The sequence below is a fragment of the Exiguobacterium sp. s57 genome (assembly GCF_018617685.1).
Classification (GTDB): Bacteria; Bacillota; Bacilli; order Exiguobacteriales; family Exiguobacteriaceae; genus Exiguobacterium; species Exiguobacterium marinum.
In genome coordinates this window covers 472,389-492,383 of record NZ_JACSKR010000001.1, presented here as the reverse complement: position 1 = coordinate 492,383, position 19,995 = coordinate 472,389, and the positions used below count along the sequence as shown (strand labels likewise).

Below are 19,995 nucleotides of genomic sequence, written 5' to 3'. Positions count from 1 at the left end.
ATTGAATTACACTTATTTACATATATGATAGCATATACACAATTGATGTTGGATGATTGGTCTTTATTTTTTAGCCGATTTCAAATGAAAAGAGGGTGGCCGATTCATTCAGCCGCCCTGCAGTCAATTCATTCACTTGTTCCAGTCAGTTCTCCCGTCCCGAACGTCGCGCTGAACGCACGGCACCAGATGACAACTGTGTTGTACTCCTCTAGATTCACATCCGCAGGGACCAAATAGTTTTGATTCCCGATATTCCCTTTTAGAGCCCCTAGACTGACGCCTTCGGTCGTCTCTTGACCTGGTTTTGTCAAATAGACAAATAAGTCTGGACCGTTCGTCGTCTCGAACTCTTCAAATCGGAGATATGTCCCGTCTTCTGCCTCGACCGAGCGGATCGTCCCGGTCGTCTCATAATTTTCCTCCCCGTCCATGAACACACCCGCTACTTCGGTTGGACTCGGTTGTGCTTCCGGTGTCTCGGACGTCTCTTGATCTGATTCCTCTTCCTCTGGAGTTGGTGATTCGACTGCTGTCGGCGGCAATCCTTCATCGACCGTCTCGGTTAAGAATAGTGGGGAGATCAGCCACCAGGCGATGGCGATCACGGCTACTCCGATCACACCGATGATGAGTTTCGTACTTGTTTTCATATATGAGTCCTCCTTTTCGGATGTATGAACCATTAGTAGCCTTTTCCCGATTATTGGTCTTATAAAAAGACGCGAATGCTAAAATTCGCGTGTGATGACCGTTATACGGTTTCAGTCCACTTCTCCTCGATGAACTCGTCACGTCCCGAGATGGCTCGGTCTTCCTTATAATGCTTCGGATTCTTTTTATGATAATCCTGATGGTAGTCTTCTGCGGCAAAGAACGTCGTCGCTGGAATGATTTTCGTGACGATCGGGGCCGTGAAGCGCCCGCTTGCCGCCAACACATCGCGACTCGCCTCAGCAGCGATTCGTTGTTCTTCCGTGTGATAGAAAATAGCTGGGGCATACTGAGGTCCCCGGTCTTGGAATTGACCACCGTCATCGGTCGGGTCGGTCTGAATCCAATACAGTTCAAGGAGACGTTCATACGAGAATAATGCTGGATCATATGTGATTTGAACGACCTCGAGGTGCCCCGTCGTCCCGGTTTTTACTTGTTCATATGTCGGATTGTCGACTTGTCCACCCATATAGCCGGATACGATGCCTTCAATCCCTGGTAATTCCTCAAATGGTGTCACCATGCACCAAAAACAGCCGCCTGCGAATGTTGCTTTTTCCATTCTGTCGTTCCCTCCAAATCGTCATTCAACAAAAAAGCGCTCACGTCGGATGACATGAGCGCTTTCGTCATATCGTCCAAGGTTTCCCTTGCTGGTCGTAGCACCTTGCCTAAGGCAGGTTGCTGTGAAGTCGCGGAGCCAGATCTCTCGTTCACTCTTGATATCGATATGTAGTTGGTGAGAGCATCATACCACCCTCAAAATACATCCGTCAATGATTCGGCTTTCGTTTCAACTGAAAAACAGTCAAGACGATGATGAATCCAATCAACGCGATGGAAATGAGTGTACCATAAGGCACATTTTCACCGTATAGCTGTAAGAAAAATAGACCGAACACAGCCAGCAACACAAAGACATAGGAGCGTGTCATAGGAACCTCCTGTTTTTTCTTAAGTGTAACAAGAACACATCGACTTGGCGATACGAAAAGGAAATCAGACGTAGAGCACGAATAAAGGGGAGAGATAAAGGAGGAATGTATGATGGAACAAATCCAATTACATGAACTGACGATTGAACGTGCACATCGTGGGTATAAAGAAGGACAATTCACGGCGAGAGACGTGACCGCCTATTATTTAGGGCGGATTGCAGCGTATAATGAACGGCTTCACGCCGTCATTCAAGTCAATCCGGACGCCCTGTTCGAGGCAGAGGCGGCAGACCGGGCGTACCGAAAAGGAGTACGCAAACCGCTACTCGGTATTCCTGTCTTAATCAAAGACAACATCGAGACGAACGGTCTGATGCGAACGACTGCAGGTGCTGCCGCGATGCGACATCATTTCGCCGCTCGAGATGCCGAGCTCGTCAAACGGTTACGGGCTGACGGGGCCATCATCTTGGGGAAAGCGAACCTGTCCGAGTGGGCGAACTTTTTAACGGAAGATATGCCGAACGGATGGAGTGCCGTCGGTGGACAGACGATGAACCCATATGGCGACGCGTTAAATGTCGGGGGATCAAGTTCGGGGTCGGCTTCTGCGGTCGCGGCGAACCTCACTCTTCTTGCGGTAGGGTCCGAGACGAGCGGTTCAATCGTTCATCCGAGTGTCCATAACAGCATCGTCGGGATCAAGCCGACCGTCGGATTGATCAGCCGCTCCGGAATCATCCCGATCTCACGTTCTCAAGATACGGCAGGACCGATGGCGAGGACGCTTCGTGATGCGGTCATCGCCTTACAATCGATGTGCGGTGAGGATGAATCGGATCCGGCGACTCTCGAGACACCGGTCGGTCCCCCATACGTGACATGTCTCGACGTGAGGCAAGCGGTCGGGATGCGTGTCGGATTTATCAAACCAAATATTTCAGACGAAGAAGTCGGATTGTATGAACAGGCAATCAGGTTACTACGGCAAGCCGAGGTCGAACTTGTCGAAGTCGCACTACCAAAGCATGAGGCGCTTGAGCAGGCGGACATCCTGTTCGACGAATTCAAGCTCGGGGTCGAGGCGTATCTCGCGAACACGACCGTGCCGTTTAAGACGCTTTCTGATTTAATCGAGTGGAACGCGGAACATCCTGAATCGATTCCGCACGGCCAGACCATCTTTGAAGAAGCGAACGCCCGATCTGGAAAACTGATCGAAGCGAGCTATCTCGACCGTCGCATCGCGGACGTCCGTCTCGCAAAAACAGAAGGGATTGACGCATTGCTTCAAACTCATAAACTAGATGCAATCGTCCTCCCACATGATATGAACTACGACATGGCTGCGAAAGCAGGGCATCCGACGATTACAATCCCTTATCAACGAAAAGAGAGCGGGGCCCCATTCGGCCTCTCGTTCACGGGGACGAGCTACGCGGAGCGTGATTTGATCCGAGTCGCTTATGCGTTCGAACAGTTCATCACACGCCCGACGCCTCCGGATTATTCGTAAGTTGCACCCGTCTCTCACGTCCGCTACAATGGTACGTATGCGGATTAGAGAAAGGACAGATTACAATGAAATCATCTATATACGGGTTGACGTTCGATCAACTCACAAACGAGTGTACGGAAGCGGGATACGGTGCCTTCCACGCACGTCAAGTTTGGGACTCGCTCTACATCGATCGGGTCAAATCGATGGACGACCTCAACGTACGTGATGAGGTGCGCGATTACTTAACAGAGAAATATGTCATCTCGACACAAGAACTGTTCGTCAAACAAGAAGCGGGCGACGGGACGGTCAAATTCTTACTTAAATTACATGACGGGCATTACATCGAGACGGTGCTCATGCGTCACAAATACGGACGTTCGGTCTGTGTGACGACTCAGGTCGGTTGCAACATCGGCTGTAGCTTCTGCGCGAGCGGGTTGTTGAAAAAGACACGGGACTTGACGGCTGGTGAGGTCGTCGAGCAAATCATGACCGTTCAACACTTCCTCGATGAAGAGGGCGAAGGGGACCGCGTCAGCCATATCGTCGTCATGGGTATCGGCGAACCATTCGATAACTTCGACAACTTGGTCGACTTCTTGCGTGTCGTCAAAGATGAGCGTGGTCTTGCGATCGCTCCGCGTAAGATCAACGTGTCGACGAGTGGTCTCGCGGATAAGATCTACAAGTTCGCAGACCTTGACTTACGCATCAACTTGGCGCTCTCGCTTCATGCGCCGAATGATGAATTACGTACACGTATCATGAAAATCAATCGGGCGTTCCCGCTTGATAAACTCATGCCATCGATTCGTTACTACGTCGAGAAGACGAACAAACGGATCACGTTCGAGTATATCCTACTCTCGAAAGTGAATGATTTACCGGAACATGCGGAAGAACTCGCCGACTTGATCGAAGATATCAAAGACAAGTCGTACGTCAACTTGATTCCATATAACCCGGTCAACGAGCACATCCAATATGAGCGAAGCACGCCTGAGGACATCATGGCGTTCTATGACATCTTGAAAAAGCGTGGCGTCAACACTGGTGTCCGTCTCGAGCACGGGACAGACATCGATGCAGCATGCGGACAACTCCGCAGTAAACATATGAACGTCGAAGGCGCGAAGTAAAAATGGCCTCTCCGGGAGATTGAACTGAACCCTGAATGATAGACACTTGATAAAAAGTGCTCATTCAGGGTTTTTGACGTTTCCCGTTTTGGCGGAGGGAAAGCGTCAAAGTTTTTTTTGTGTTCACGTTTGGGTGCTGCGCTGAATTTTATAATCCATCAATCAATAAACTGTAAAGTCAACTGCAACATGATGCTACTTTGTCTAAATCTTTCTCCTTAATGTAAATCTTTTCGTCCTCGACTCTAAAATCAATCCCCTTCTTCTTCAGACGTTCTTCCTGAGACGTGCTATATTCGCCCCAAGATGATATTTCAAATTAGTTGTTCATCTAACTGTCGGACGAAAAACTAGAAACTTTAAAATATTGGTGCATATAGAGTCAATCTATAACTCGATGTCTGTTGTCACATTTCATACAGCAATCTTGAAAGTCGACAACCTGCACAATCATTGAATAGGCAGAATAGAAACTATCGAATACGGTGATGATTATATATTGTAAATCAATAAGAATATAAAACGTTGTGAAATATCATAGTGACTTTTGGTACAGGGATAAAATGAAACGTGTCTTTTATCCTAAGTTTAATGTTTAATTTTTAAATGTATAACAGTACTTAAGTTTTAGATTTTATGTTAAATATATTAAACACTTGAAATGATTTCCTTAGAATGAAACAATGATATCAATTACATAAAAGGTATATCTATCCATTAGTAAATTTTTTAGGTGTAAATAACTGGGGTGATTTTTCGTCTAACTATTGTCAAATTTTTACTAGATCAATGATTTGCCTTAGTGCTACTGACTTGTTTGATTGCCGAGACGAAACAATGAATTGATGACATGAAAAAAGCGAGGTGCAACAATGTTGATGCTACAGATTGAAAATGTAAAAAAGAATTATGGGAAAAAAGAAGTGCTGAAAGGTGTTTCCTTCGAAGTAGAAAAGGGGGATTTTTTGGCCATCATCGGTAAGAACGGGGCTGGCAAGACCACACTTACCAACATCATTTGTAAACTGGTGAAACAAGATTGCGGGACCATAAAATACGCGTTTAATGAACGCGATCTTTATTCTCACATCGGAGTCCAAACGCAATCAGGTGATTTCGATGATCGTCTCAAGGTCGAGGATATGTGCACATTGTGGCGAAAAATCTATAAAGTCGACCAGGCAGTAGTTGAGGGGTACCTTGAACGCTTCGATTTAACAGAGGTGCGGAAACAGTATATAAAGACACTATCTGGTGGTCAAAAACAAAAGTTAAATATCCTATTGAGCCTATTGAATGACCCGGATCTACTTATTTTAGATGAGCTCACCACATCCCTTGATGCGACGAGTCGTCACGAGATGCGAAAATATCTAAAGGAACTCAATGACCAAGGAAAGACCATCATCATGGTCAGTCATTATATGGACGAGGTTGAAGCAATGTGCAACAAGGTGGTCGTCATCAAAAATGGAGAAGTCGAACAATCGACTACACCTCAGGCATTGATGGGGACTGACTATAACAGTTTGCAAGATTATTTTGTCGAATCTATGTAAATCGAGGAGGAACTCATGAATACAGTCACCGCACTATTTCAGCTAGAGGCAAAAAAGTTATTAAGGACGTGGATCATCCTAGGGTTTGGAGTGGCTGCACCGCTCTTCTTCTTGATCATGCAGACAGAAGTCAGCAACAACAGCCTTGAACTCTATGGGATGGAGATTGCCCCGATTGATTTCACGTTTCCGATGTTTGCTTTCTTGAGCGTCGTGGTGCTCGCCATTGGTAATGTCGGGATCGGCTTCGCCTACATGAGAAGCATATCTTTTTTCAGAAGACTTCGTTTGGCCTCGGTCAAAAGCACACAATTCATCACCGCCAACTTCATGGTACAGTTGCTGTGTGCCATATTTACAATCATCCTCTTATTCGCCATCGCGACGACCCAGTACTCGATGAGTCTCGATGGAAAGAACCTCTTCATCTTTGGATCTATACTGTTCCTGTCATTCATGATGTGCTATTTCATTGGCGTGTTCATTGGGAACTTGACGACAGATCCGAAGACCTCACAAACCCTGTCGATGGGAGTCTACTTCGTCATTATCTTTTTAGGTGGCGTCACGTTCCCGACTGAACTGATGCCTGACTTTATGCAGAGCGTCGCGAACGTCTTACCGACGACCCATGCGGTGAAAATCCTACAAATTTCTTGGAACGGTGGAGACATATGGGAATCCTACCATCTCATCTACGTCATGGCGACGACGGTAGTCGTAGGGCTCCTAAGTTTCCGTTTCTTTAAATATGACTAATGACATATCAAAACGAATCTGTTTTTAGGAGTTGTTGTGATGAATTCGAAGTTACCGCTCTTCTTAATTAGACAGAACAGCGTGCCCTATGCCCATGCGTTACAGTTCGGTTCCAACGAGTTACGAGATTTAATGCAACAATATGGTATTTCCCTCCAATTCCAAGAGAAAAAGATTGTTTCATTTATTACCACATTAGAACGTGTGATCAAACTTATTGAAGACGATCAACAAAGGAAAGAGTTGATCAACTTAAAACGGGATATGTTCAACTTACGCCCTCGTTTCTGTCAGCGAATCGATCAGTGCCAGCCTATGTTAGAGGATTTTAAGTTGATAAGGGAAGCGGAAGACATCCGCTCCCTCTATCAACAAAACAAGGCGCGATTGATTGAAATCGAGCATCAATTTATCTATGCAAAATCGCATGAGAGGGCGCAGCTCTATGATGTGTTTCAAAAAGAAGAGACACTGATGAATTCATTGAAATTCATTCAGGCGACCATCATGGAAAAAGCCAGGGGATATTTTAACACACCTGTTCAGGAGCATGGAGTCAAACATAGAAAATTAGACTATACACTGTTGAAAGTATTGACTCGTGCGACCCACAAGACAAGTCCATTTAGCACGTTGACGAAGGTCGGGATTGGTCAGTTTTCAAATAGTCACCTTGTATCATCGACTGATCCCGGCGAGACATATACGGTCACAAATCTCAATCTGGCGTATCTGATGCGTGTATTCGAAGCAATTCGTCTGCGACCTAGTATGGTCTTCACAATGACCTACCGTTTCAATGAAACGTTGACACGGCACGAAGGGAAGTTCTATTGGACGACCCTGGCCGACCAACCAATGAAACGGAAAAAAATTTATCGTACTGCGGATACACTAATGAAGATCAAAGAAAATCCACTATTACTTCAACTCTACAAGGAACTTGGAAGCGACCCCTTCGCATATGATCGTGTCGAGAAAGTGTTCCTTCATAACGGATTGGATCAAGAAAAAGCCGTGACCTATGCGTTGTCTTTAATCAAGAATGATTTTCTGCAACCTACTCAAGGCATTCCGGAACATAGCAATAAAGGGTTAGATTATATCCTCTCTTGTCTCTCAGAGGCGGAAGTGCTGAACGCAGATGAAGTTTTACGGCAAGTATTTGTCCATCTGAAGACCATTAAAGAAATTCTGAACACATTTGACGAAATGCATGGCCAAGCTAGCTACCAGAGCTACCAAGAAATTGTTTCTCATTTTAAAGAAGTGACGAAACACTTGGGTATACCGGACCTTGATGAAAAGTTGTTGCTCTATCAGGACTATCTCACGACGGAACGAAGAATAGAACCACAGGAAAACTGGGAACAAATCGATCGTTCATTAAAACTTTTCCAACAGTCTACTGTCTTATTTGATGTCGTGTTACGAGTCCAATACGTCTTAGGGAAGTTCATGCTCGATAAATACGGACATGAGCGTGTCGCCTTTCGGGACAATGAAAAAGAAGACGTGATGGAGATTATGCTGAATGCCATCATGGACAACGCAGGCCATCTATGGAGCGGACAGTTTAACGAGACGACAATAGATAGTGAAATCGAAGAAGTGAGAGTGTTGGACGCCGCGAAAAATGAATTTATTCGATACCTTAAAGCAGAGGAACAATTAAACAAAGGTTCGGAAATAAGGATTCCAAGTGACTACCTTCAAGAACTTATCAGTACATTGCCGAGAGATTTGGAGCGGTATACACAGTCAAACAGTTTCTTCGTACAGCGAACAGATGAGAACAGTTTCGTTCTGAATGATATGTATGGAGGTTACCTGTCTTATTTTTCTCGCTTTCTATTCAACTTAAAAGACGTCATGAAAGAACCAGCGTTACAGTCATATGTCCATCAACACATTAAAGAGCGCAATGTTGTCGATATTTATAAATCTTACGGATTTAATGCCAACGTACGCTCGAGCATTACTGATTACAGTGTACATATCCCCAACAGTCGGGTGGCAGATAAGAGCGGCTTAACCGGTGTCTATGATTGGCAGGATCTCGAGCTGCAGTACAATCCCATCACCAAAAAGATTGATGTATTTGCCAAAGGGGAGCAGGTTCATATCTTATTCTTAGGTTCATTGATGACGCGACTCATACCTTCGATTAGCGCAATGCTACATGCCTTATCGGCAAACGGCGTACTTTTTAAAAGTGTCGGATCAATTCTGATCGACGAGTATCTGGCAATACCCCGGGAACAGCCAACCATCAAACATTTTCCTCGAATCAGTCTAGATGGGACACTTGTTCTTAGTCGAGAGTGCTGGGTCATCGACACGCAATTATTAACTGAATATTCAGATAAAAATCACCTATCTATGATGAATTTCTTATCTCTATTGGATTCTCATGGTATCCCTCATCGTGTTTTCTTCCAAAGCCTGAAATCGTTAGATGGGATTGAGGAGGATACGGACACAATTGATGGAGCTTTTGAAAAACCACAGTACGTGAACTTTACAAGCCCACTTCTTTGGAGTCTATTCTTAAAAGAAGCAAAGGATACACCTTACTTTCTACTGACAGAGGTGCTTCCAGACTTAAGAGAATCAGATCAAGAATACACCGAAGAATATTTACTCGAACTGACTTCGAAAGGAGCCCTTCAATGAACCCGTACCAGTATCATGTCGCAAAAATGTTCCTTTATGATTCAGCTCAGTCTCGGGAAACCTTATATGGTGTGTTCAAAATTCTCCACGAGAATGGTATTACAGATTGCTTTATGCAAAAACATTGGGCAACAGGTCCTCACATCGCTGTTTATTTCCGTGACAATGACATAGATTGTGACTTACATGTGAAAGACACACTCATCACATCTTTCCAAAACTTGTTGGGAGAGTATGAAGGTGCTCCTGTTGACCACAACAAATATGAACAATTATCTTCTCGACTTGCTAAAGCAGAGCGTTATACAGGTGATCTCCTACCACTTCGCGACGACCTTAGTCTCGAAGTGATGATTCAAGACCTGTCTTCGAATCAAACGATTTATGCACCTTCGTTGTATCAAAAATGCGAAATAGAAAAGTCAGCGTTCTTTATCCGACATCATGATTACCTTGGTCGATTGAGTCCAGATGACAGAGAAATTTTAAGCGCGAAAATGATGTTAATCACAGCTAATCAATACCGCATCGAAATCGAAGACACGGTCCTTGAAGGCATCAAATTCGGCTATATCTCTTTCAAGTCTCATTGGGAAGGATTCAACATGCAACTTCAACGCATGACGGAGGAGAAAAGAGATATTGTCATGCAGAAGATTGATCATACATCAAAAGAACTTCAGTCCTTTATTGATGAGATGCCTGTATTTCTCACACAAGTAGAGAAACGGTTTAAAGATTATGGCGGGAATGACAAGGTGATATTGCTCGATTGGTACGCGATCAACGAATCATTAGGATTATTTTTTCACAACGGTCTGGTTAGAGAGGAAATTCATTTTGAAGAATATCATGACATCTCTTCTTTCACGATAGGTGGTAGCCAACTGAGTGATTTTCACAGTAAATTCGTGGACGAGAAAGGCTTTGCTTCATTCTCCAAATCTATTGGTTTTTTACAGTATCGCCTATTAGTCAATTCTTTATATAGCGTGTTCCCTTTGTTGAATATCTCTCCATTTCAAAAGAACAAACTATGTAAAGTTATCAGTGAGCAAGCGGAGCAACATTACAACTTCTCATGGGAAGACATCATGGCCATGAGAGGGGACCGGTATAACGGAACGGATATATACCACAACATATGAATCTGGCAATGATAGGAGCAGGACTATGATCAATCAATTAGTTCCAGAAACACTGTGGTTGTCCTATCACGATGACCATATCATTGTGAAGACGCCGACCAAACGATATCAAATCAAGCAACAGCAAACTGTTCAAGCCCTTCTGGCACTGCTTCCTGGTATTCAAACAGGTCATGTGAACGCTGAAGACATTCGCAAAATGAACAATCCACAGTTGAATCGATTGTTGGCACGATTTCCTTCGGCTTCTTTAGTGGAAGAGCAGTCAGAGCGTGTCCCTTTCCTGTCTTTCCTCCGAGAGGAGAATGAAAGTCAGAATACGGTGAGGCTTAGACTGCGAGAATATCATTCTGAATCAGTCATGGTAGCAATTCCGACCACTGTACAACCTTTTATCTTTCTCGGTAAAGGAATGGATATCATTCGCTTCATGGACATGCATCATCTTCAAGTAAGCGGACAATCTACTCATTTTTCAGCTATTAGCGATCGGTTGCTTCAACGCTCAATAGAGTTTATCACCAAAGATCGCGCTATAAGAGATAAGATAGTTATCTTTACCATGGATGATTCAAGCAATGATCGATTTATACCTGTTCATAACTTTGAAGACTACCTGAAGATTGGTCAGGAAATCGAGGTTGAAGAACTCACGTTTGATTTCATGGAGCATTACCATGAACCTGTCGATCATATGAAGAAGTTTGTGACTCAGACCCCATATATGTTCCGACATTATGGATTTGAGGAACTGATGCAGATCCCATTTAAAATCGCCACAATCACTACCATACGAGGGGCAGAGAAAATGACCGTCCTTCAATCCGAAGACCATCCTTTAAAAGCCTTATTTGAGGTTTTCAAATTGGGGATGATGACATCTTTAAACCAGAGAGAGATGGATGAATATGCCCGCTGGGTATGCTGTTCGAGTATTGAAGAGCTTTATCAAGTTGGGGTCGCCCCACTCCTCTTCGACCATATGGCAAGAGTAATGACTCCTCTTGAGACGACACGGTATCCTTTGTCCGAAGACAATATCCCCTCACCTTTGATGAAAAGACTGGTGCAGATTAGTGAACTCTTTACCAGAGGTGGAAGTCCTGAAATCGAGGTACGAAAGGTAAAAGGGTACTCCCTTTACCAAGTTTCCATCCTGGTCGAAGGAGTGAACCGAATTCAAAGATACGGCACAAGTGTTGATCAATTGGTGGAAGCGAGCTTACGTCAATTTTATGCGCAACATGTACAGAATAATCACCCCTTCCATCAGCATGATCAAGAAAGCCGTCATCTCGTAGCTACTCTTGAAAGTGACACGTCTGTGTCGACTCATGACGTCGGCACCCTGGTAATAGAAATCACCCGTCTCCTTCAATCGTTAGAAATCAATCTTTCGGTTGTGGAGTGGTCCCACAACATGCTAATTGAAAAAACGGGCACAAAGTGTTTCAGAGTGTCCATTCCCAATCTCGACGGATCTTCGAAAGGTGAGACCCGCGAATAATAAAGGAGGAAATATGGATATCTGTCTCCTCAACCGTGGCCAGACGTTACTCCATCAATTCATAGCTTATTTTGATGAAAGTTCACGTATACGAGTCATCGATAAACTGACTGATGTGACTGACGCAGAAGTGCTGGTCGGTCTATATGATTACTTTGATTATAATTTCGAGCGGGGGGTTGTCGAGTACTGTCGAGACAACCACATTCCTTATGTGAGAGCCAATCTGATATTCGAACAGGCGGTCGTTGGACCAGTTTATAATGGGAGAATGAGCAGCTGTGTGGATTGTCTATATGAGCGTCTCTCTACAAACGCCCCTGACGACGCGATGGTTCTTTATAGAGATTATGACTACACGACTACGTCTCCTGCCATGACGTGGCGAATCAGTTTTCTGAATCAAATTTGTGAAGAGGTCGTCGAGTTGCTTCGGCTTGTAGAAGTTGAAGAAAAATCGGCCCTGAATCATATCACTATTCTCAATGATGAAAAGCGAAGTATTCACATACATCCCCTGCTCAAACATGAATACTGTCAAAGTTGTGGAGAACTACCGTCAGATACCGAGCAGCATGCGATGCTTCATTTTCAACCACGTATCAAGGAATCGCCAACGACATATCGTTTGAAGTCTTCACTCTCACCAACCGGTTTCAAGCAAAGATTGGTCGATTTAAAGACAGGAAAGACAAAGCACAGCTATTTCGAGGTCGAATCGAAATATGTTCCAATGGCCGGTACCGAAAATTACATTGAGACGGATAAGAACGAAGGAGCTTTTGGACGTACGTTTGATTTTAAGAGCTCCGAGGTCTCAGCTTATTTAGAAGGTCTGGAGCGATATTCGAACGTCTATAACCGGAAATCCCACAGTGAGATCTTTGCCTCTTATCTAGAAGTGAAGGATCGAGCAGTGAATCCGGCAGATATGACACTGCACAAGGAAGAACACATGAATGAACATTTCCGTCTTCATCGATATTCGGAAAATATGAAATACCATTGGGTGTGGGGCTGTTCACTCCGCAACGAAGTTCCATTACTGATTCCCGAACAGATGGTGTATTACAAAGATGAAATGATTCGAGGAGAATCTAGAAGGTTCGTGTATGAAACGTCCAACGGGTGTGCACTCGGGTCAACAATTGAAGAAGCTGTACTGTACGGGCTTTTCGAGATGATTGAACGGGACAACTTTTTGGTCGCTTGGTATAACCGTCTGCCGCTCGTCGAAATCGATATCAGCAATATGAATGAAGAATTCCGTATCCTGAACGAAGTCATAAAAGCCGATGGCTACGAAGTCCGGTTCTTCGATACCACGATGGAATTGGGTATACCGACCGTCTGGGCACTCATGGTCAATGAACGAGATGATGCGGTGGTGAAGACCTACTCGGCTGCTGGGTGTCATTTCAACCCAGAGAAGGCATTGATGAGCGCATTCATCGAGGTCGTTTCCTCGGTTCCGGTTTACAACAAAGTATTTGGAGCGCAACACCTGTTGGAACGGAAGCGTCTAATCTTTGAGAACGATGATCTCGCCACAGAGTTCCAAGATCACGTCCTTCTTTATTCGCACCCTGACGCTTTGGAACGGTTGTCATTTTTGACTAGTTCAGGAGAGAAAAAGACATTACGAACTCTACATCCTGAATGGTATGAGACTGAGACGTTCAAAAACCAAGATCTAACGGAAGATTTAAACCAGTTGTTACATCGCGTCTACAAACATTATGAAGATGTATACGTAGTCGACCTTTCTGGAGACCTGCTTAAATCGTTCAAACTTCGTTGCGTGAAGGTGTTCATCCCTGGGATGTTGACGATGACGTTCGGTCATCAGCATCGTCGCCTGGATGAATCGCGTATCTTACAAGCTCCTGTTCTGGCCGGACGTGCGGAAAGCCCATTGGCTTTGGACAACATTAACCCGTATCCACATCCATTTCCTTAGGAGGCAGACGATGAAACCATGGATATCTTTACATATTTTTCAGCATGAAATGTCCACGTATGATGCGCTAATCGTGAACATCTCCAAATTGATGGATGAACTCGTTCGGTCTGGAAAAGTCAATCAGTGGTTTTTCATCCGCTATTGGGAGGGAGGTCCACACCTCAGATTGAGGATTCAAACGGATCAGCCCGAAGCAATCATCGAACAAGTGACCGACTTTACGCAAGGATATTGGTTGATCAATCCATCTTCTCTCCCTCCGATGACCAAAGACGCTTACTATGAGGGGCATAAGTTCGATGGAAAAGAGATCACGATGAACGACCTGCCCTGGTATGAGGATAAGAGTGTGCACTTGATACCGTATGAGCCTGAGTTAGCGCGTTATGGTGGGGCTGACGTCATGGCGTATTCTGAAAACATCTTTGCCCATTCAAGTCGACTCGTCGCGTACTTACTTTCGAAAATGAAGTTCGATCCCGCGAGGCGTTTCATTCTCTCATTGACGCTGACCCGGTACTTGATTGAGGAGCTACTCGAGTTTGAAGACGAAGAAGACAACGTACAGTTCTGTCTCTTCTATCAAGAGTATTGGGAGTCGTTTGTAGAAGGGAACAAGACCGATGACTTACGTCGACTCTTCCATGCAAACGAGATGAGCGTGAATAGCTTTTACCAGCTATTGAATCAGAATGAGATTGTGAAGGATTGTCTCGTCGCGATGAAACAGGAGTTACAACAGATCCGCGAACAGGTGCGGGATGAACTCTACCTCCACCGAATTGTTGCCTCACATATCCATATGGCGAACAATCGGTTGGGTGTTTCTCCATTTGTCGAATACTATATCTCCGAATATCTAGGTGCTTACTTTGAAAGCCAGGAACCGAAGAAGGGGGTAATCCGCGTTGAAGAGCCTTCATGACTATAAGAAAATGGCTACGTTCTCTTTCTTTGATCCAAACGAGTTGTTCAAGATGAAAGAGTCGACACGTATCATCGAAGACCTTTGGGATGAGTGTCGTCCCCGAGCAACCTTTTCATTTCCTGAAGAGAACGAGAAGTTATCAGACCAAGAAGGTGCGCAAATTCCTATTATTCAACAAGCCGGGGTGGGTGAGTTCGAGGAAACAATTTTGGCACGCCGCTCTTACCGATTATCCGAGTTTGAGGGAAAGTGGTCGAAAGAAGATTTACTCAAATGGGCGAGACTATCCTTTGGTATCTCGGGTGAAAAGACCGTCTCCTATGTGAACGAGAGCGGACCACATACCAAACGCTTACAACTGCGGACTTATCCTTCAGGAGGGTCATTACTTCCCATCGAGATTCATCTTCACATTCGGCAAGTGGATGGCATAGAAGATGGATTATATCGATTAAACGCATCTGCAACCCACTTCACTAAAACGGGTACGACAATTTCTTTGGACATGTTACATGCTTTGTCACCATTGACGATCCCGAAGAACCCTTATGCCGATTCATTCGCCAAGACAAACGTGCTGGTTTTCTTAGTCGCAAATTACGAACGGGGTTTTTCGAAGTATGGGATGTTAGTGGATCGATTGGCGGCTCTCGAAGCTGGTCACATCGCTCAAAATATTCAACTCGTTGCTACATCTCTTCGGAAGAAGTCACTTCCGATGTGTGCCTTTTACGATGACAAAGTTGAATATTTTTTATCATTGAAAACAGAGATGAAACGCTGTTTGTACCTTGTTGCGCTAGGATGATTTTATGATAGGAGAATGCAAATGGTCCTTCAAAAACAACCGCTGGACGACGCGCTTCGGACATTGACACGTCTTAACCCTTACTACGTTCTTGAGATGGATGAGGATATCATTCGGGTTATTAATAAGGAGTCGCAGAAGGCAAAATATCAAGTGAGGATTCCGAATCAATGTGAAGACGTTCGAAGTTTGATCACGCAATACAACACCGAGAGTGTCCGGGCGTCTGATTTGGTCGAAACTATCCATGCTGAACCGAGGATAGGAGAGTTACTCTCACGATTATACAATATTGTCTTCGTTTCAGAAGATACGTATAAGCTCCAACTATGGATACTCCGCTGTTTGGACAAACATCGGACGTCAATTAGTCCAAAAGACCGCTACCTGGCCTTTGAACGAATCACAGAATGGTTCGTTGGTGAACCGATTGTTTGCCTGACGACCTCGAATGCACCGCAATGGTTGATCGAGGGTGAGTTGAAATCGGTCTGTCATTTTGAAACAATTCGGAACATGGAATCTATTCCTATAAGCCAGTGTGTCATCTTGTTAACAGATCGTGACCTGACATTCGAGGAACAGCTTCGGCTTCGCGAAAAGATTAATGCGAGGACACCTGTTCTTAACTTTTCTTATGATCGAGATTCGCAGACGCTCAAACTCGGCCCCCGTATTCGAAAAGCGGTTTACGGATGTATGCGCTGTGTCGAATTGACAGAAGAGAAGACCTTGTCTAAAAACGACAATATTGGCATCGATGCGTATCCTCAGTTGTTGATGGACACCATCAGCGAAGAGCTCATCTTCTGGTTGTTAGATGAATACTTCATGTACACGACCCATTTCTCGTCCATCGCTGGAAAACAGTATGTATTTGACGGGAGTTCTAGAGAAGTCTTTCTCAAGCAAATTCGAAAGCATCCTAACTGTGAGATCTGTCTGCCTTTGAAAGGAGGTGAGACGAATGGAGAACAACTTGGACATTGAATTAGAACTTGATTTTGAAGTGATTGAGCTTGATGATGTGACGGCTCTTCCAGAGACAGCTGCATCAAGTGGGAGCTCAGGCGACAACGTGTACTCGACATGTGGGTCGAGCTCATGCTGTTCATCGTGCTGTACTTAAGAAAACACACAACAATCAGGAGGTCAAAGACATGGAGAACAATTTAGACGTAGAGTTGGAATTGGATTTTGAAGTGATTGAACTTGATGATGTGACGGCTCTTCCAGAAACAGCTGCATCGAGCGGAAGCTCAGGCGACAACGTGTACTCGACATGTGGTTCAAGCTCATGTTGCTCATCGTGTTGCACATGATCGACCCATGACAAAAAGACTGACTAATGAACACTCACATGTTCGTTGGTCAGTCTCTTTAATGAGGTAAACGGCTCTTCCAGAAGCAGCTACGATTATTCAATGTGTAACTAGAAATGACAGGGAGTCATTTTGCTACTAAACAATCATGCTTACACTCATTTAACACATTTTATCAAAATTTTTTTGAAAAGTAAGTATATGAGATTGTATTTCTCTATAATTCTCAAATTTAGTTCATAAGGGGATAAGCATATGAGGCTTACCTATACGATTGACATTTACAAAGATGAAAAGGGTCTATGGAGTGTGGAGATGAAACCGAGGAATCAGGAATCGTCTACACTTCTCAATGATAGTCGCTTTTTCCTTACATATAAGACGCTGGTTTCATTTATACAGAACCGTCCCCACCATCACTACCTGATAGTTGAACGAGAAGAAAACAAAGAGATATTGAACCGGTTGTATTCTCTTATAGGGGCAATGGGACGTTCATCTAACATCTCTTTTGAAAATATACAAAACGAGCAGGGTCATCGAGACGACACCCATCAAGCTCTTTACAACGGTTTTAGACTGTTTTTAACAGGTATGTACCCCGCAAAGTTGCATCATTCAAAACTGAAACATCTGCATCTCGATTTTGACCGCCCGATTTCTTCTCAACTGAAGGATAGGCTCAATCTAAACAGTAATATTAACTCTTCCCAAATCGGATCTGGAATTAATCTTGAAACCACTAATCATAAAGATAGTTGGTTTGGAGAGGGGCAATTGTTGTATAAACCGGTAAACACCAATTCATACGAGGTGTTAGTCATTGAAAGCGGTGAGACGACGACGCGATCCATCAAATCGTTATCATACGTGGACTATATGAAAACACCATTTCTTCCTGAGAAGGGGGAAGATGTGTTTCTGACGATTGAACAACCAAAGGATTATGACTTGTATTCGAACGTGATTGAACAAATTCAGTTGACCGGGGAGCTATCTCTCGTCCATGTGATTCCTTACCTAAGAGATGAATGTAAATGGTCCTACCAATCTACGTGTTCAGTGACCAAAGAAACCCGAATCAGTATCGGGGCAGAGAATGTTCTTGATTCACCTGTCTGTTTTCAAATAGATGACAACGATTTGCTGACCCGCGGAGATTTGTTTCAGCTCTTTAAATCCAGGTACGCTGAGCATGCGGTCATTGCTGATTGTATCAATTGCCCGGTTGCGCTTGAGTGCCCGCGGTGCATCAAAATGGTTCCTCAGTCCATGGAAAAAGAGCGCTATTGCTCGCTTCGGAAAAGTCAGCCTTATGTGGCAGAGTTGACTCGGAAAAAATATATCTTGAAGAGCTTTTTCGCTTCAATTTCATCCAACCACTCTCTGTCCGATATCGTGATCTTTTCAACGGAACATTGTACTCGATTCTATCATGGGCCAATTAGGACGTTGCAGCGGAAAATGCGTACATCGCATTTCATATTCGGCTGGAAAGATGAGATTTTTTTATATAGTGAATCGAAAATGAAATTTTATAAGATTCCTATATTGATGGCGATTTATTTGGAGGGGGTTTGGTTGGGCGAATCAAGTCATGAGATTCGGGATTATTGCTCAGACAGATTTGGAATGAGCGAGGTTCAGTTTAACCATCTGATGCAGAAGGCCGAATCGCTACTTCGTTCCGTTTCGTGATGTACCACCCTGACAGATTAAAAGGAGTGAAAACATGAATAGTCATCCGTTGATTCATCCGATTCTTCCTCAAAAGCATTACGCACAAATCATCAAAGTTAAAACTGCAGCTGGTGCGACCGTCATCGATCAGGACGGACAGTCTTATTTAGATGGTATTAGTGGGTTATGGAACACGATATTAGGTCATGGGAATAAAGAGATAGAAGATGCAATCACTCGTCAAATGCAGACAGTCAGTTTTGTGAACCCTTGGACAAGTTGCACAGAAATTGCCTATCAACTGGCTGAACAGTTGATTGCTTTCACAAATCGACGATTTGATAAGGTGATGTATACATGTACCGGTTCTGAAGCGGTGGAACTAGCGATCAAATTGATTCGTCGTCATCATTCTGCTGCTAGTCACCATGACAAAAAGTATATAGGAGTGTTCGAAACGTCTTATCATGGCACTCACTATGGATCGATGACGGCGACGGGGATAGACAAGGCGTATTACAAACCCTATGGTCCTATGCTACAGGGCTTTGCCTATCTACCTATACCATTTGAAGAGAAAGGGACCGTATCGAGTTCAATCAAGTCGTTAGAGGACTTCTTCACAGCATATGGAGAACGAATCGGGGGATTCATACTCGAGCCGGTTCTCGGAGTTTCTGGTGTCGTTAAGCTATCATCTCGCTATTTAAAACGATTGAAAGCGCTATGTGAAGAATATGACGTATTGCTCGTCTTTGATGAGATTAGTACGGGTTTCTATCGAACAGGACCGAAATTTGCATATGAAGACACCGAAATTATCCCTGATATTTTATGTCTCTCAAAAGGGCTTAATAACGGAGTGCTGCCACTTGGAGCGGTACTCTTGAGTCAACGCGTCACACGACGAATTGGAGACGAAGATTTCATAAACCACTTCTCCACGCAAAACGCGAACCCACTTTGTTGCGCGGCTGCTGTGAAGACGATTGAGTTGCTCGAGCGAGAGGATTATCAGAGCATCGTATGCGAAAAGGGAGATCATTTATTGAAAAAGCTATTGCAATGCCAAGAAGAATTTACATTGATCAAGGCGGTTCGCGGAGAGGGAATGATGTTGGCGGTTGAACTAGATATGGATGATGATTTTGACGAGGTGTTAAGCTTCTCGAATCAGTTAAAAACGAATGGACTACTTTGCTACCCCTATGCCAACAAGTATTCTACTGGCCTGATGTTACTTCCGACGTATACAATGACCTATTCAGAATTAGATCAAATCGTATTGATCCTGTCAGACACCATGAGAGAATACGCCAAAGAACATCAACTGAGGAGTAACTGAAT

General features: G+C 44.2%; 18 protein-coding genes and 1 riboswitch. Of the genes, 15 read left to right on the top strand and 3 right to left on the bottom strand.

Annotated elements, in window-relative coordinates:
* Window positions 1-128: 128 nt before the first annotated feature.
* The 3 genes from KNO98_RS02515 to KNO98_RS02505 form a co-directional block, all read right to left on the bottom strand.
* The gene (locus KNO98_RS02515) at window positions 129-653 is read right to left on the bottom strand and encodes a DM13 domain-containing protein (RefSeq protein ID WP_214698734.1); all 525 of its coding nucleotides are present in this window, start codon (window positions 651-653) and stop codon (window positions 129-131) included.
* A 101-nt stretch (window positions 654-754) separates the two neighbouring features.
* Window positions 755-1,279, bottom strand: coding sequence for a peptide-methionine (S)-S-oxide reductase MsrA (gene msrA, locus KNO98_RS02510; protein ID WP_214698732.1), 525 nt, complete (start codon window positions 1,277-1,279; stop codon window positions 755-757).
* Between the two features lie 67 nt (window positions 1,280-1,346).
* Window positions 1,347-1,446, bottom strand: a riboswitch (SAM riboswitch).
* A gap of 44 nt (window positions 1,447-1,490) precedes the next feature.
* Window positions 1,491-1,652: a hypothetical protein gene (locus KNO98_RS02505; protein WP_214698730.1), complete on the bottom strand. Its 162-nt coding sequence runs from the start codon at window positions 1,650-1,652 to the stop codon at window positions 1,491-1,493.
* A gap of 112 nt (window positions 1,653-1,764) precedes the next feature.
* On the opposite strand from KNO98_RS02505, the gene KNO98_RS02500 reads away from it, so the two are divergent.
* The 15 genes from KNO98_RS02500 to KNO98_RS02430 all read left to right on the top strand — a co-directional run bounded on the left by KNO98_RS02500 (window position 1,765) and on the right by KNO98_RS02430 (window position 19,993).
* Complete coding sequence (locus KNO98_RS02500; RefSeq protein ID WP_251129432.1) at window positions 1,765-3,171, top strand: amidase family protein; 1,407 nt, start codon at window positions 1,765-1,767, stop codon at window positions 3,169-3,171.
* A gap of 65 nt (window positions 3,172-3,236) precedes the next feature.
* On the top strand, window positions 3,237-4,298 hold the full coding sequence (gene rlmN, locus KNO98_RS02495; RefSeq protein WP_031423599.1) for a dual-specificity RNA methyltransferase RlmN: 1,062 nt from the start codon (window positions 3,237-3,239) through the stop codon (window positions 4,296-4,298).
* Window positions 4,299-5,170: 872 nt separating this feature from the next.
* On the top strand, window positions 5,171-5,857 hold the full coding sequence (locus KNO98_RS02490) for an ABC transporter ATP-binding protein (RefSeq protein WP_214698726.1): 687 nt from the start codon (window positions 5,171-5,173) through the stop codon (window positions 5,855-5,857).
* 15 nt (window positions 5,858-5,872) lie between these two features.
* The gene (locus KNO98_RS02485) at window positions 5,873-6,616 is read left to right on the top strand and encodes an ABC transporter permease (RefSeq protein ID WP_214698724.1); all 744 of its coding nucleotides are present in this window, start codon (window positions 5,873-5,875) and stop codon (window positions 6,614-6,616) included.
* Window positions 6,617-6,655: 39 nt separating this feature from the next.
* Window positions 6,656-9,292 carry a lantibiotic dehydratase gene (locus KNO98_RS02480; RefSeq protein WP_214698722.1) on the top strand — a complete coding sequence of 879 codons (2,637 nt, stop codon included), beginning with the start codon at window positions 6,656-6,658 and terminating at the stop codon, window positions 9,290-9,292.
* On the top strand, window positions 9,289-10,440 hold the full coding sequence (locus KNO98_RS02475; protein ID WP_214698714.1) for a hypothetical protein: 1,152 nt from the start codon (window positions 9,289-9,291) through the stop codon (window positions 10,438-10,440). The genes KNO98_RS02480 and KNO98_RS02475 overlap by 4 nt, the downstream gene beginning before the upstream one ends.
* Before the next feature lie 25 nt (window positions 10,441-10,465).
* On the top strand, window positions 10,466-11,947 hold the full coding sequence (locus KNO98_RS02470; protein ID WP_214698712.1) for a hypothetical protein: 1,482 nt from the start codon (window positions 10,466-10,468) through the stop codon (window positions 11,945-11,947).
* A gap of 13 nt (window positions 11,948-11,960) precedes the next feature.
* The gene (locus KNO98_RS02465) at window positions 11,961-13,907 is read left to right on the top strand and encodes a TOMM precursor leader peptide-binding protein (RefSeq protein ID WP_214698710.1); all 1,947 of its coding nucleotides are present in this window, start codon (window positions 11,961-11,963) and stop codon (window positions 13,905-13,907) included.
* A gap of 10 nt (window positions 13,908-13,917) precedes the next feature.
* The gene (locus KNO98_RS02460; RefSeq protein WP_214698699.1) at window positions 13,918-14,835 is read left to right on the top strand and encodes a thiopeptide-type bacteriocin biosynthesis protein; all 918 of its coding nucleotides are present in this window, start codon (window positions 13,918-13,920) and stop codon (window positions 14,833-14,835) included.
* Window positions 14,819-15,646, top strand: a complete 828-nt coding sequence (locus KNO98_RS02455; protein WP_214698697.1) for a SagB/ThcOx family dehydrogenase — start codon at window positions 14,819-14,821, stop codon at window positions 15,644-15,646. The genes KNO98_RS02460 and KNO98_RS02455 overlap by 17 nt, the downstream gene beginning before the upstream one ends.
* A 21-nt stretch (window positions 15,647-15,667) precedes the next feature.
* The gene (locus KNO98_RS02450; protein WP_214698695.1) at window positions 15,668-16,636 is read left to right on the top strand and encodes a hypothetical protein; all 969 of its coding nucleotides are present in this window, start codon (window positions 15,668-15,670) and stop codon (window positions 16,634-16,636) included.
* A complete protein-coding gene (locus KNO98_RS02445; protein WP_074033142.1) occupies window positions 16,614-16,775 on the top strand; it encodes a thiazolylpeptide-type bacteriocin in 162 nt (53 codons plus the stop codon). Before KNO98_RS02450 ends, KNO98_RS02445 begins: the two co-directional genes overlap by 23 nt.
* 31 nt (window positions 16,776-16,806) lie before the next feature.
* Entirely contained in the window at window positions 16,807-16,968 is a 162-nt protein-coding gene (locus tag KNO98_RS02440; RefSeq protein ID WP_074033141.1) for a thiazolylpeptide-type bacteriocin, read from the top strand.
* A gap of 255 nt (window positions 16,969-17,223) precedes the next feature.
* A complete protein-coding gene (locus tag KNO98_RS02435) occupies window positions 17,224-18,666 on the top strand; it encodes a hypothetical protein (RefSeq protein WP_214698693.1) in 1,443 nt (480 codons plus the stop codon).
* A gap of 34 nt (window positions 18,667-18,700) precedes the next feature.
* Window positions 18,701-19,993, top strand: a complete 1,293-nt coding sequence (locus KNO98_RS02430; RefSeq protein ID WP_214698691.1) for an aminotransferase family protein — start codon at window positions 18,701-18,703, stop codon at window positions 19,991-19,993.
* The last annotated feature ends 2 nt before the right edge of the window (window positions 19,994-19,995 follow it).